This window comes from Microbacterium sp. CCNWLW41 (genome assembly GCF_037083505.1).
In genome coordinates this window covers 1558793-1572102 of the sequence record NZ_JBAOJP010000001.1, presented here as the reverse complement: position 1 = coordinate 1572102, position 13310 = coordinate 1558793, and the positions used below count along the sequence as shown (strand labels likewise).

Annotated in this window: 13 protein-coding genes; 1 reads left to right on the top strand and 12 read right to left on the bottom strand. The window is 72.3% G+C overall.

Annotated features, from left to right (window positions below; all coding sequences use genetic code 11):
- Position 1: 1 nt before the first annotated feature.
- From V6R91_RS06960 to V6R91_RS06950, 3 genes are all read right to left on the bottom strand, one after another.
- The gene (locus tag V6R91_RS06960) at positions 2-835 is read right to left on the bottom strand and encodes an ABC transporter permease (RefSeq protein ID WP_336394847.1); all 834 of its coding nucleotides are present in this window, start codon (positions 833-835) and stop codon (positions 2-4) included.
- Positions 832-1713 (bottom strand): ABC transporter ATP-binding protein, encoded by an 882-nt coding sequence (locus V6R91_RS06955; protein WP_336394846.1) that lies wholly within the window; start codon positions 1711-1713, stop codon positions 832-834. Before V6R91_RS06955 ends, V6R91_RS06960 begins: the two co-directional genes overlap by 4 nt.
- A gap of 152 nt (positions 1714-1865) precedes the next feature.
- Positions 1866-2210, bottom strand: a complete 345-nt coding sequence (locus V6R91_RS06950; RefSeq protein ID WP_336394845.1) for a hypothetical protein — start codon at positions 2208-2210, stop codon at positions 1866-1868.
- A 158-nt stretch (positions 2211-2368) separates the two neighbouring features.
- Between V6R91_RS06950 and V6R91_RS06945 the strand changes: the two genes are divergently transcribed.
- The gene (locus V6R91_RS06945; RefSeq protein WP_336394844.1) at positions 2369-3571 is read left to right on the top strand and encodes a pyridoxal phosphate-dependent aminotransferase; all 1203 of its coding nucleotides are present in this window, start codon (positions 2369-2371) and stop codon (positions 3569-3571) included.
- 94 nt (positions 3572-3665) lie between these two features.
- On the opposite strand, the gene V6R91_RS06940 is transcribed toward V6R91_RS06945, so the two are convergent.
- From V6R91_RS06940 to V6R91_RS06900, 9 genes are all read right to left on the bottom strand, one after another.
- Entirely contained in the window at positions 3666-4802 is a 1137-nt protein-coding gene (locus V6R91_RS06940) for a UDP-N-acetylmuramate dehydrogenase (protein ID WP_336394843.1), read from the bottom strand.
- Between the two features lie 3 nt (positions 4803-4805).
- Positions 4806-5210, bottom strand: coding sequence for a MaoC/PaaZ C-terminal domain-containing protein (locus tag V6R91_RS06935; protein WP_336395061.1), 405 nt, complete (start codon positions 5208-5210; stop codon positions 4806-4808).
- A gap of 23 nt (positions 5211-5233) precedes the next feature.
- Positions 5234-5683: an FAS1-like dehydratase domain-containing protein gene (locus V6R91_RS06930; RefSeq protein ID WP_336394842.1), complete on the bottom strand. Its 450-nt coding sequence runs from the start codon at positions 5681-5683 to the stop codon at positions 5234-5236.
- Positions 5684-5692: 9 nt separating this feature from the next.
- Positions 5693-6520: a sulfite exporter TauE/SafE family protein gene (locus V6R91_RS06925; protein ID WP_336394841.1), complete on the bottom strand. Its 828-nt coding sequence runs from the start codon at positions 6518-6520 to the stop codon at positions 5693-5695.
- Positions 6517-7398 (bottom strand): DUF2510 domain-containing protein, encoded by an 882-nt coding sequence (locus V6R91_RS06920; protein ID WP_336394840.1) that lies wholly within the window; start codon positions 7396-7398, stop codon positions 6517-6519. The genes V6R91_RS06925 and V6R91_RS06920 overlap by 4 nt, the downstream gene beginning before the upstream one ends.
- A gap of 111 nt (positions 7399-7509) precedes the next feature.
- Entirely contained in the window at positions 7510-8487 is a 978-nt protein-coding gene (locus V6R91_RS06915; RefSeq protein ID WP_336394839.1) for a DUF2510 domain-containing protein, read from the bottom strand.
- Between the two features lie 66 nt (positions 8488-8553).
- Positions 8554-10797 carry a heavy metal translocating P-type ATPase gene (locus V6R91_RS06910; protein ID WP_442928096.1) on the bottom strand — a complete coding sequence of 748 codons (2244 nt, stop codon included), beginning with the start codon at positions 10795-10797 and terminating at the stop codon, positions 8554-8556.
- 73 nt (positions 10798-10870) lie between these two features.
- A complete protein-coding gene (locus V6R91_RS06905; protein ID WP_336394838.1) occupies positions 10871-12502 on the bottom strand; it encodes a CDP-alcohol phosphatidyltransferase in 1632 nt (543 codons plus the stop codon).
- A 1-nt stretch (position 12503) separates the two neighbouring features.
- Positions 12504-13271 (bottom strand): RibD family protein, encoded by a 768-nt coding sequence (locus tag V6R91_RS06900; RefSeq protein ID WP_336394837.1) that lies wholly within the window; start codon positions 13269-13271, stop codon positions 12504-12506.
- Positions 13272-13310: the final 39 nt, after the last annotated feature.

Genomic DNA, 13310 nt, shown 5'->3' with positions numbered 1-13310 from the left:
GCTACGCGTTGCGGCGGATCCACCGGAAGGTGACGAGGGAGAGCACGAGCCCCACCACGAGCCAGATCCCCAGCGCCGCGGCGACGCCGCCCAGATTCCACTCGCCGCCCTGCTCGAGCGCCGCGAAGGCATCGGGGAGGAAGACCGCCCGCATGCCCTGCGCCATCCATTTCAGCGGGAAGAGCGACGCGATGTTCTGCAGCCACTCCGGCAGCTGCCAGAACATGAGGTACACGCCGGAGATGAACTGCAGGACGAGTCCGACCGGGATCACGACCGCGGTCGCGCTCTTGGCCGTGCGAGGCACGCTCGACAGCGCGATGCCGAGGAGAGCCGACGTGGCGATGCCGAGCACGAACACCCATGCGAACGTGAGCCACTGCGCCGGCTCGGTGGGCAGCGGCACGCCCAGCAGGATGCCGGCGACCGCGAGCAGCAGCACCGTCTGCAGGACGCCGGTGACCAGGACCTGCGCGATCTTGCCCAGGAAGTAGCTCACCGGGGAGAGGGGGGACCCTCCCAGCCGCTTGAGCGTGCCGTCCGAGCGCTCCAGGGCGATGTCGATCGCGAGGTTCTGGAACCCCGACAGCAGAAGCCCTGCCGCCATCATGCCGGGCAGGTACAGCTGCGCCATCGGCAGCGCCGGCACGCCCGGCGCGATCTGCACGTCGCCGTCCCCGCCGAAGGCGACGCTGAAGAGTCCCAGCATGAAGACCGGGAACAGGAACGTGAAGAAGAGCGTGTCGCCGGAGCGGAAGTACTGCCTCAGCTCGAACTGCGCCCGCCACAGGCCGGTCGGGACGATCCCCGGCACCCGTATCGCCGTCGTGCTCATCGCACCGTCTCCTTCATGTCCGCCGCCGCGACGCCGGATGCGCTCGCGACCAGTTCCAGATAGATGTCCTCGAGGCTCGGGCGGACGATCTCGAGCTGCTCCGGCTCGTGCCCCAGCCTCTCGGTGAGCTCGCCGACGAAGCGCAGCGGCGCGGTCGCGCGCTGCTCCCGCCGGACGCCCTGCTCGTGCCACCGGACGAGCGGCACGCGGGCCTGCGGTCCGCCGAACGTGTCGACCGGCCCCACCGCCTGCAGCCGACCGTCCGCGATGACGGCCACCCGATCGGCGAGCTGAGCCGCCTCATCGAGGTAGTGGGTCGTGAGCAGGATCGTGGTGCCGTCCGCCTTGAGCCCGCGAATCAGCTCCCAGAACTCCCGGCGGGCCTCCGGATCGAAGCCGGTCGTCGGCTCGTCGAGGAAGAGCAGCTCGGGCCGGCCGATGATCCCCATCGCGACGTCGACCCGGCGCTGCTGGCCACCCGACAGCTTGGAGGTCCGCATCTTCGCCTGGGCCGTGAGGCCGACGGCGGAGATGACCTCGTCGACGTCTCGCGCGTCGGGGTAGAAGCCCGCGAACTGCCGCAGCTGCTCGCGGACGGTGAGCAGACCGCTCTGGCCGCACACCTGCAGCACGATCCCCAGACGCGCCTTCCACTCGAGTCCGCCGTGCTCGGGGTCGACGCCGAGCACGCTCACCGTGCCACCGCTGCGCCGGCGGTACCCTTCGAGGATCTCGACCGTCGTCGACTTGCCGGCGCCGTTCGGGCCGAGCAGGGCGAAGGTCTCGCCCTGCTCGATGTCGAAGCTCACGTCGTCGACGACCGCGCGGCCGTCATACGTCTTCTGCAGGTTCCGCACCTGCACCGCTGGAGTTCTCATGCCTTCAGCCTCGCGGCGCCGAGCCGCCTCGCCCAGCCGTCATCCGCAGGAGGAGGCATCCCCCATTCGGTGGATGCCCGCGTCCACCGGGTCGGGGTGCGGAGCGAAGCGAAGCGGGCCGCGAACCGGCGCGCGAACGGGCAGTCGCCGCGTCAGATGCTGCGCGGGCGTGCGGGCGCGGTGGGCGCCACGAGGGCGTCGGCGGCGGCATCCGCTCGCTCTTCGGCGCGAAGCATGCGCTGACCGCGGATGCCGCCGGCCAGCGCCCACGCGAGCAGCCAGACGCCCGACGCCACCGTGCCGATCGCTGAGACCCGCAGGCCGGTGTCGAGGTCGAGCAGCACCGCCAGCGCGACGAGCGACATGACGCCGCCGACGATGGCGCCGGTCGCGCCGATCATGGTGAGGACGCAGCCGCGCGCCAGCCACCAGGCGATCCCCCCGGCGATCACGAGCACGATGGCGAGCACGACCGCACCCCAGATCCACGCGTCCACGAGGCACAGGCTATCCCGGCCGGGGGAGCCGCGGAAAGGGCTCGCCGGGCGGCGGGCGGCGAGACCCGCCGTCGCCGGCGCCGCTCCCCCACCGGTCGCAGGCCGCCCGTGCGGAAGCAGCGGCTGAACCGCCGCGCCGCTCGGACTACGCTCGAAGCGTGACCGAACGCGCACCGCTCTCCCGCAAGCTCTCCGCCATCGCCGAGTCCGCGACCCTCAAGGTCGACGCCAAGGCCAAGGCGCTGCAGGCCGCCGGCCGCCCCGTCATCTCGTACGCGGCGGGCGAGCCCGACTTCGCGACGCCCGGATACATCGTGGATGCCGCCGCCGAGGCGCTGCGCGATCCCGCCAACTTCCGCTACACACCGGCGGCCGGCCTGCCGGTGCTGCGCGAGGCCATCGCCGCCAAGACGCTGCACGACTCGGGCCTGGACGTCGACCCGTCGCGGATCATCGTCACCAACGGCGGCAAGCAGGCCGTGTACCAGGCGTTCCAGACGGTCCTCAACCCGGGCGACGAGGTCCTGCTCCCCGCCCCGTACTGGACCACCTACCCCGAGGCGATCGCCCTGGCCGACGGCGTCCCGGTCGAGGTCTTCGCCGGGGCCGATCAGGAGTACAAGGTCACCGTCGAGCAGCTCGAGGCGGCACGCACCGAGCGCACGACGGCCCTCGTCTTCGTCTCTCCCTCCAACCCCACCGGCGCGGTGTACACCGCCGAGGAGACCACCGCGATCGGCGAATGGGCGGTCGAGCACGGCATCTGGATCATCTCCGACGAGATCTACCAGAACCTCGTCTACGAGGGCACCCGTGCGATCTCGATCGTCGAGGCGGTTCCGGATGCCGCGGCCCAGACGATCCTCGTCAACGGCGTGGCCAAGACCTACGCCATGACCGGCTGGCGCCTGGGCTGGATGGTCGGACCCGCGGACGCCATCAAGATCGCCGGCAACCTGCAGTCGCACCTGTGCTCGAACGTCAACAACATCGCGCAGCGCGCGGCGCTGGCAGCCCTCACCGGCCCGCAGGGAGAGGTCGAGCAGATGCGCCTGGCCTTCGACCGCCGCCGCCGCACCATCGTGTCGGAGCTGTCGAAGATCGACGGCGTGACCGTGCCCAACCCGCTGGGCGCGTTCTACGCCTACCCCGACGTCCGCGGCCTCCTCGGCCGCGAGTGGGCGGGCAAGACCCCGACGACGTCGCTCGAGCTCGCCGACCTCATCCTCGAAGAGGCCGAGGTCGCGGTCGTCCCCGGCGAGGCCTTCGGCCCGTCCGGCTACCTGCGCCTCTCGTACGCCCTCGGCGACGAGGCCCTGCTGGAGGGCATCCAGCGCCTGCAGCGCCTCTTCGCGTCCTAGCGTCCCGCTCGTTCGGGGCGCGTCCCGCTCGTTCGGGGCGCGTCGCGCGCGCCCCGAACCGGTGCCGCGCGCCCCAAACCCGGGATGGGGGGTGTCAGAGCTCGACGTTGACCAGCACGGGCTCGGGCTGGAGGAGGAGCCCGAACTCGGACTGCACGCGGCCCTGGATGAAGCGGGCGAGCTCGGCCAGCTCGGCGGCGGTCGCGCTGCCGCGGTTGGTCAGCGCGAGCGCGTGCTTGGTCGACAGTCCCGCGCGCGAGCGCGGCAGCTTGAAGCCCTTGCGGACGCCGGCCTGCTCGATGAGCCATCCGGCGCTCACCTTCACGTCGGACTCGACGGTCGTGGGCGCGGGCACGTGGCCGTCGAAGGTCGCGAGCGGGATGACCAGGACCGGATCGAGGTCTGGGTGCACGGGCCAGCGCGGGCACGCGTCGGGAAGCGTCCGGGCGAACGACGCCGACACCACGGCGTTCTGGAAGAACGAGCCGGCGCTGTACGTGTCGGGGTCGTCGGCGTCGAGCACCATGCCCTTGCTGCGACGGGTCTCGAGGATCCGGTCGCGCACCCACGCGAGCGTCACCTCGTCGTCGGGGCCGACACGCAGCGCCGTGCGCAGCTGGTCGCCGGCGATGCGACGGGCGTCGGGGCCGATTTCGGGCAGGTCGAGGGTGACCGACAGGATCACGGCACGACGCTCGGGCACCGAGCCGTAGTGGTGCTTGAGCACGGACGTCCGGAACCCGAGGCCGAGCTCGGCGGCCGGCACCGTGGAGACCTCGCCGGTCGACTCGTCGAGCAGTTCGACCTCGCTGAGCGTCTGGACGATCTCCTGCCCGTAGGCGCCGATGTTCTGCACCGGCGCCGCGCCGACGGTGCCGGGGATCCCCGACATCGCCTCCAGACCGCCGAGACCGGCGGCCACGGCGTACGCGACGAGGTCGTCCCAGTCGTGTCCTGCCTGCACCCTCAGGCGCACCCGGCCCGGCAGAGGCGACGGCATCCGCTCGATGCCCTTCGTGAGCACGCGCACGACGGTGCCGTCGAACGGCTCGTCGCCGACGAACAGGTTCGATCCGCCGCCGAGCACGAGCCATTCGTCGCCGGACGCCCACACGTCGCGGAGGGCGTCGACGAGCTCGTCACGAGTCGTCGCCTCGATCACGCGGGCGGGCAGACCGCCGGTGCGGAGTGTCGTGAGCCGCGACAGCGGCACGGGGATGACCTCGGGCATGCGTCAGGCGGTCCGCACGCGCACCTGCGCCTTGACCAGCACGGTGGTGCCCTCGTACGACACGGTGAGATCGATGCGGGCGGACTCCTCGTCGACCGCGCCGACCTTCGCGACCACGGTGACGTCGGCGCCGGACTCGGGGTCGACCACGACGGGCTTGGTGAACCGCACGCCGTACTCGAGGATGCGACCGGTGTCGCCGATCCACGACCCGACGGTGCCGACGGCCAGGCCCATCGTGAGCATGCCGTGCGCCAGGACTCCCGGCAGTCCGACAGCGGCGGCGACATCGTCGCGGTAGTGGATCGGGTTGAAGTCCCCGGAGGCGCCGGCGTAGCGCACGAGGGATTCGCGGGTCAGGTGGACCGTGCGCTCGGCGACGACGTCGCCCACGGCGAGCGCATCCATCGCCGGGCCCGTCGATGCAGCGCTCACTGGTCGCCCTCCCCCACGAGCAGCACGGAGGTCGCCGTCACGACGTGGTCCCCCGCGGCATCCGTGATCTCGGACTCGCTCGTGACCATCGACGCGGCGCCCATCGCGCGGATGCCGGTGACCGAGAGCTTCGCCGTCAGCGCATCGCCCGCCACGATCGGCCTGGAGTAGCGGAACTTCTGCTCGGCATGCAGCACGTTCTTGAGGACGATGCCGGAGTCGGGCTCGCCCAGCAGCTGCTGGAGCGTGGCGTCGGTGACGACGATGGCGAACGTGGGAGGGGCGACGACGTCCTTGTAGCCCAGCGCCTGCGCGGCCGACGGGTCGATGTGCTGCGGGTCGTCGGCGAAGACGGCGCGCGCGAACTCGCGCACCTTCTCGCGACCCACGAGGTAGGGGGCCGTCGGCGGGAAGTCACGCTCGACGAGCTCGGGGTTCACTGGCACCAGGCCATCCTACCGAGCGGCTTCGGACCCCCCGGCCGGGCGGGAGCGGCCCCTCCAGGCACGGATCACCATCTGCACGGCGATCACGACGAGATACGCCGCGAAGAGGGCGTTCGCCACGACAGGGTCGATCAGCACCGCCGCCCACGCGCCGAGTGCCGTCGTCGTGCAGGCTGCGATGCCCACGATCGCCGCCGCCACCAGGTCGACGTTGCGGCGGCGGATGTTGCCGACGGTGCCCGACAGCGCGGTCGGGATCATCATGAGCAGCGAGGTGCCCTTGGCGACCAGATCGCTCGTTCCGAACAGCACCATGAGCGCCGGAACGACGATGATGCCGCCGCCGACGCCGATGAGACCCGAGAGGATGCCGGTGACGACTCCCAGCACGACCAGCGCGGCGCCGCTCAGCCACGTCAGGACGAGCTCGGCGTCGCGCGATGGGATCACGACGAAGAGGCTCACGATCACCGCGACCAGGAACCCGACGAACGCCGACCGCAGCACCGTGAGCGAGAGCCTGGGCAGGAGCCACGTGCCGATCTGGGCGCCGACCACCGCGCCGGCGGCGAGCAGCAGCGCGGCGATCCAGGCGACGGAGCCGTGGACGGCGTAGGAGATGACGCCCACCGTGGCGGTCGGGACGATCGCCGCCAGAGACGTCCCCGCCGCGAGGCGCTGGTCGAAGCGCAGCAGCATCACGAGGAACGGCACGATGACGGTTCCGCCGCCGACGCCGAAGAGGCCCGACAGCAGGCCCGCCAGCAGGCCGATCCCCACGCAGGTGAGGTAGAAGCGCGCGTCGCGCGGAGGACGGATCGCCTGCGCCGCGCTCATCCGCCGGCGACGTCGTCGACGAGCCAGGCGCCGCCGGAATCGACCACCGTGTACTCGTACACCGCGGAGCCCGGGGTGGGCTCGGCGTCCTCGCCGACCTCGGAGTAGCTCTCCGTCGTCGTCACGACGATCACGTCCGCGACGGTCTCGACGTCCGTCACCTCGATCTCGTACTCCTGGAGGGCCGCGTTGAAGGCGGCGGCCTGCTCCTGGAAGGCGGCGCAGTCGTCGAAGCCGTTCGCCGCCCGGAACTCCTCCGTCGTCGCCTCGGCGAGGGCGTCGCAGTCGCCCTGCTGATAGGCCTCGTCGAACAGCTCCACGGCGGCGACGGCCGAGCGCTCGTCATCGCTCTGCGCGGAGCCGCCGGACGTCGACGCCGAGAGGATCAGCAGCGGGATCAGCACGGCCGCCGCGATGACGACGCCGAGAAGCACGACGCCGAGCACCACCCACACGATCCAGAGCTTGGACCTGCGAGGTTCGGTGGCGGCGGTGAAGGCGCCGCCCGCAGGTGCACCGCCGGGGTACGGCGGCTGGGGCTGCCCCGCGTAGGGCGGCGTCGCCGCGGGCACGACCGCCTGGGCAGGCGCGCCGGCAGCATACCCAGGAGATGCGACGGATGCCGCCCCCGGGGCGGCCGCGGTCGCGGCGGGTGCGGCGGTGACGGGCTGAGCGGGCGCGTCAGGGCCGGCGGTCCCCGCGGTCGCAGCGGGCTCGCCGCCGCCGAAGCCCAGCTGCGCGGCCACGATCTCGGCCTCGGTCGGGGCCTCCGACGCCTCCGGGTCGGGCTGAGCGACATGCTCCGTCCACTGACTGCCGTCCCACCACCGCAGGGCGCCGTGGCCGTCGTCATACCAACCGGGAGGAGTCGTCGTCATGGACAAACCCTATCCCCGCGGGCGGCGGGCGCCCGTGAAGCAGAGGCGGAGAGGTTACGCGCTCCGCTGCACGCCGGGCGGCGGCAGTCCCGGCAGATCGGATCCGGACGGTCAGTCCGGGTACAGGTCGTTCACCTTCCAGGCATCTCCTTCGTACACGACGAAGTACTCCCAGGGGTCCTCGTAGAGCTGAGGCTCAGCGGTCGGATTGCCCTCATCGTCGTAAGGACTGATGAAGGACTCCGTCGTCGACACCGCGATGGCGTCGCCGATGGTCTGCACTTCACGCACCGTCATCTGAAAGTCGGAGACCTGGGCGGCGAAGTTGCGGGACTCGGGATAGAACGACTCGCAGTCGGGCAGCTCCGTCACCGTGCGGAATCGCTCGGTCGTGGACGCTATATAGGCCTCGCAGTCCGAGTCGAGCCAGGCCTGATTGTAGGTCTCCACGGCCGCGGTCGCGGCCGCGGCCGCATCGGCGGGGACGGTGGGCGCCGCTTCCTCCGTCTCGACCACCTCCGGATCGACGCTCGCAGTCGCCTGCGGCTGCGGTCGCGGAGCAGGGTCGGAAGCGGGGCTTGTCGCGGGTCCGCCGAAACCGCCGGTGATGAGCATGACGGCCAACGCCACCACTGCGGCGAGGACGGCGACCAGCCCGACGCCGACGAGGAGCCAGACCAACCATCCCTTGGACTTCTGCGGCGCGGAGGACGCACCCGCCGATGTGGCGTCGCCCGGGTACGTCACGACGGGCGATGGCACGGGACTGCTGTCGGCTGCTGGCGCCGCGGGGCTGTAGCCGTACCCATCCGGCGCGCCGCCGACCGCGCCGGATGGGGCGGACCACTCGGTCGCACGAGGCGGCGTGAATCCTCCGACGCCCGTCAGCGCACCCGCGCCCTCGCCCGCCGGCGGGGGCACCGGTACGGCGTCGCGGTCGCTCCGCTCGGGGGCATGGGGAGCCGGCGGCTCGGAGGTGTCGTCCGCCGCGGACGCGGGCGAGGCGACGTGCTCGGTCCACTGCCTTCCATCCCACCAGCGGACCGCGCCGTGGCCGTCGTCGTACCAACCCGGTGGAGGCGTTGCCATGCCCAAACAATAGCGCCGCCGCCCAAGGCGGTGGGGGTGAATGCACCCGCACCGCCCCGCGCATCGTCAGCGTTCGAGGACGGCGCGGGCGCTGTGCTCGGGGCTCAGGTCGAGGCGGCGCAGCAGCTGGGCGTTGAGGGCCACCACGACCGTCGACAGCGACATCAGGAGGGCGCCGACCGACATCGGCAGCACGAAGCCGACGGGGGCGAGCACGCCGGCCGCCAGCGGCACCGAGAGGAGGTTGTACCCCGCCGCCCACCACAGGTTCTGCGACATCTTGCGGTAGCCGGCGCGCGACAGCTCGATCACCGAGAGCACCGAGCGCGGATCGCTCGAGGCGAGGATGACCCCCGCCGACCCGATGGCGACGTCCGTGCCGGCGCCGATCGCGATGCCGACGTCGGCGCGGGCGAGCGCGGGAGCGTCGTTCACGCCGTCGCCGACCATCGCGACCTTCAGCCCCTCCGACTGCAGCTCGGCGACCTTGGCCGACTTGTCCTCGGGTCGCACACCCGCGAACACGCGACGGATGCCGAGGGCCTCGGCCACAGAACGCGCGACGGGCTCCGCATCCCCGGTGATCATGACGACCTGGACGCCCAGCGCGTGCAGCGCCTCGACGGCCTCGCGGGACTCCGGCCGGATCTCGTCGGCCAGCGCCAGCCCGCCGACGACCTCGCCGTCGCGGACCACGTGCAGCACGGTCGAACCCTGCTCCCGCCAGTCCTCCGCCGCCGTCACGTCCGCCGCGCCGATCTCCTCCAGCAGGCGAGGGCCGCCGACCCGCACGACCTGACCGCCGACGGTGGCGGTCACGCCGACCGCGGGCGAGGACTGGAAGTCGGCCGCCGTGGCCACCGCGAGTCCGCGCTCGTGCGCAGCCCGGACGATGGCGCGGGCGAGGGGGTGCTCGCTGTCGGCCTCGGCCGAGGCGGCGAGCGCCAGCACGGCGTCGGCGTCGATGTCGGCGACCGCCGCGACGTCGACCACCGTGGGCTCGCCCTTGGTGAGCGTGCCTGTCTTGTCGAAGAGCACCGCGTCGACCGTGCGCATGCTCTCCAGCGCGAGGCGGTCCTTCACCAGGACGCCGCCGCGGGCGGCGCGCTCGGTCGCGATCGAGACCACGAGGGGGATCGCCAGCCCGAGCGCGTGCGGGCACGCGATGACCAGCACCGTGATCGTCCGGACCACCGCCTCGTCCGGCATCCCGAACGCGGTCCACACGACGGCCGTGACCGCAGCGGCGCCGAGCGCGAACCAGAACAGCCATCCCGCGGCGCGGTCGGCCAGGCGCTGGGCGCGCGAGGTCGAGTTCTGCGCCTCGGCGACCAGACGCTTGATGCCCGCGAGCGTGGTGTCGTCGCCGGTGGCGGTCACCTCGACGCGCAGCCCCGAATCCGTCGCGACGGTCCCTGCGGTGACCTGGTCGCCCCGCGAGCGCGCGACGGCCCGCGACTCGCCGGTGACCATCGACTCGTCCATGTCGGCGCGGCCGTCGACGATGCGGCCGTCGGCGGGGACGCGCCCGCCGGGGCGGACCACCACGACGTCGCCGACGGCCAGGTCGGCGGGCGGCACCGTCACGATGCGATCCCCCTCGACGCGCTCGGCCTCGTCGGGGAGAAGGGCTGCCAGCGAGTCCAGCGCCGACGTCGTCTGCGCGAGCGAGCGCATCTCGATCCAGTGGCCGAGCAGCATGATCACGATGAGGAGAGCCAGCTCCCACCAGAACTCGAGCTCGTGATGGAGAAGGCCGAGGCTCGCACCCCACGACGCGAAGAACGCGACGGTGATGGCGAGTCCGATGAGGAGCATCATCCCGGGCTTGCGGGCCCGCAGCTCCGAGACGGCTCCCGTGAGGAAGGGCCAGCCGCCCCAGAAGAACATGACAGTGCCGAGCACCGGTGAGATCCAGGACACGATCGGGGCGTCGGGAAGCGTGTAGCCGAGCAGCATGGCGAACATGCCCGAGAAGGCGACGACCGGGACGGCGAGGACCAGGTTGATCCAGAACAGCCGGCGGAAGCGCGCCACGTGGTCGGCCCCGTGCCCGGCGTGACCGCCGTGACCCGCGTGTGCGTCGTGGCCGGCGTGCCCGGCCTGTGCGCCATGCCCTGCGTGTGCGTCATGGCCGGCGTGAGCGTCATGACCGGCGTGATCGGCGTGCGGGTCGTGGCCGGCGTGCCCGGCGTGTGCGCCATGCCCTGCGTGTGCGTCGTGCCCTTCGTGGGCCGACTCGCTGTGCACTGTATCGGTGTGGTCGTGTGCGACGGCGCCGGCGGCGGCGTCGTGGTGCGGATCGTTCACGGGATTCTCCTCACGAGCCTGTGCTTCCGTTATACCCCCATGGGGTATCACCCACAACGCCCCGCGCACGCTGCTATTCCCGGAACGCGGAGAAGACCCGATCACGGAAGGCGTCCATCCCCCACACCGGAGAGGTCGTCCCGGGTCGGAGCCCCGGCGTCCACTCCCACCCGGCGATCGCCTCCAGCACGGCAGGATCCTTCGCGATGATGCTGACCGGCACGTCGCGGCCGGCGCCTTCTCCGGTGACGATCGGCGCCGGCTGGTGATCGCCGAGCGCGATGAGCACCAGATCGCGGTCGTCCACGTTCTCGAGGAACGCGAGCATCGAGCCGAGGGCGTACTCGATGGATCTTCCGTAGTGCCGCTGAACCGTCTCGGCGTCCTCCCACACCTCGCCCGCCGAGGCGCTCCGCGACCGCTGAGCGTGGTAGAGGCGCCCGTCTCCGACCTGACCCCACGGCACGAGCTCCGGCAGCGGCGCCCATGGCGTGTGCGACGACACCAGGTCGACTTCCGCCATGACCGGCTGTGCGGAACCGGCGAGCTCGTGGTCGGCGAAATGCTTCCAGACATACTGGTCCGGGACGCGCGCATACCCGAAGGGCGGGCCGCGGTACCCGAGATCGGTGGCATCCCAGATCTCGTCGAAACGGTAGAAATCCTGGCCGACCGGCCACGGCTGGGTGTTCGACGGCACCACGCCGACGGTTCGCCAGCCCGCCTCGGCGAACGCCGCGCTCAGCGTGAGGCGGTCGCTGCGCATCACCTCGCTGTAGGCGGTCTGCGAGTCGATCCACACGCCGCTCTGCAGCGTCGCGTGCGCCAGCCAGCTGACTCCCCCGGACGTCGGCGAGGTCAGCCACGCGCTCTCGGCGACGTACCCCTCTGCGGCCAGCGCACTCTCGCCTCGGCGCAGGGTGTCGCTCACTCCGGACGAGAAGCCGCCGCCTTCCAGCGCCACCCGCCCGTAGCTCTCGATGAACGCGATCACGACGTCCTTGCCCCGGAGAGCCCTGACGAGGCCGCCGGGCGCGGCATCGGCGTAGCGGTCGTCGGCGATCGCGCGCGCGACGGCTTCTCGGTCGTGCAGCGCGGTGACCGTCCGCGAGACGGCCGCGCCGACGGACCCGGTGGATGCCGCCGCCGCGACGGGGCCGGTGGCACCCAGCGGGATCGCAGCCGCCGCGAGCACGATCCAGACGCCGGTGACGGCCGCGAGGGCGCGGTGGCGTCGGTGGCTGTGGCCGGCTCCGACGGCATCGATGCGCAGTGCGGCCCACGCCAGCGCGCACGCCGCCGCGACGAGCACGGCCAGCGCCGCGCCCACCAGCGCACTCGCGGGCAGCGGGCCGATCGCGGCGGCCAGCACGCCGTAGGCGTCGCCGAGCTGCGGCCAGTCGAGCGGCACGAAGCGCGTCCCCAGCGCGACGTCGTATCCGCGATCGACAGCGGCCAGGACGACGGCCACGCACACGAACGTCCCGAACGCCGCGGCGAGCGCCACGCGGCCGGGACGCCACGGCACCACGGCGAGCAGCAGCAGGATCACGAGGGACTCGACGGGGATCCCCACGAGTCGGAGGGCCGAGCCGGTCGAGATCACGCCAGGCACGAGCGGCACGACGATCAGGAGCGTCAGCGCGGCGGCGGTCCTGAGGCGCCGGCGCGGCGCAGGGACGACTCGTCCGCTGACCGCGCCCACGTCAGCGCCGTTCGGCGGGCACCGTCTCGGTCGCGTCCCGGCGTGATGCGGCGCCGTCGCCGAGGCCGTCGCCGTCAAGGGCGCCGAATCGCTCCGACAGCGCATAGCGCAGGAGCACGACGTCGCCGATCCGGAACGTCTCGGCAAGCCGGGCACGCCGCGAGGCCGTCCACGGGAAGCGCCCGGCCCCGACCGCACGCGGAGCGCGGTCCTCGCCCACGAAGAACGGCGCGACGACGAGGTGGAACTCGTCGACGAGATCTGCGGTGAGGAACTGCGTCAGCACCTTGCCGCCGCCCTCGACCATGAGACTGCGCACCCCCCGGTCGCCCAGGTCGTCGAGCACGGCGGTCATGGTGACGCAGTCCTGGCCCGACCCGACGACCGTCGCCCGCTCCCCCAGCCGATCCCGGAGCGGCACCGCGACCTCGGCGGGGCAGTACACGATGCGCGGCGCGTCGCCGGTGGTGAAGAAGGCCGCATCGGCGGGGAGGTCTCCGCTCGCGGTGACGGTCACCTTCGTCGGCGATTCGGGCAGCCCGAGCGCCAGCCGCCGCGCGCGCCGAGCGGTGTCGCGCACCAGCAGGCGCGGATCGTCGCGGCGCACCGTCGAGGCCCCGACCATGATCGCGTCGCTCCGCGCGCGCACCTCGTCCACCCGGTCCAGGTCGGAGGCGTTCGACATCGCGAGACGCCGGGGCTCGGCGCTGTCGAGGTATCCGTCGATCGACATCGCGCAGCTGAGTGTGACGTACGGTCGCTCTCTCATGCGGATCTCCTGCACCCGATGATGCCCCTCCCGCGCGGG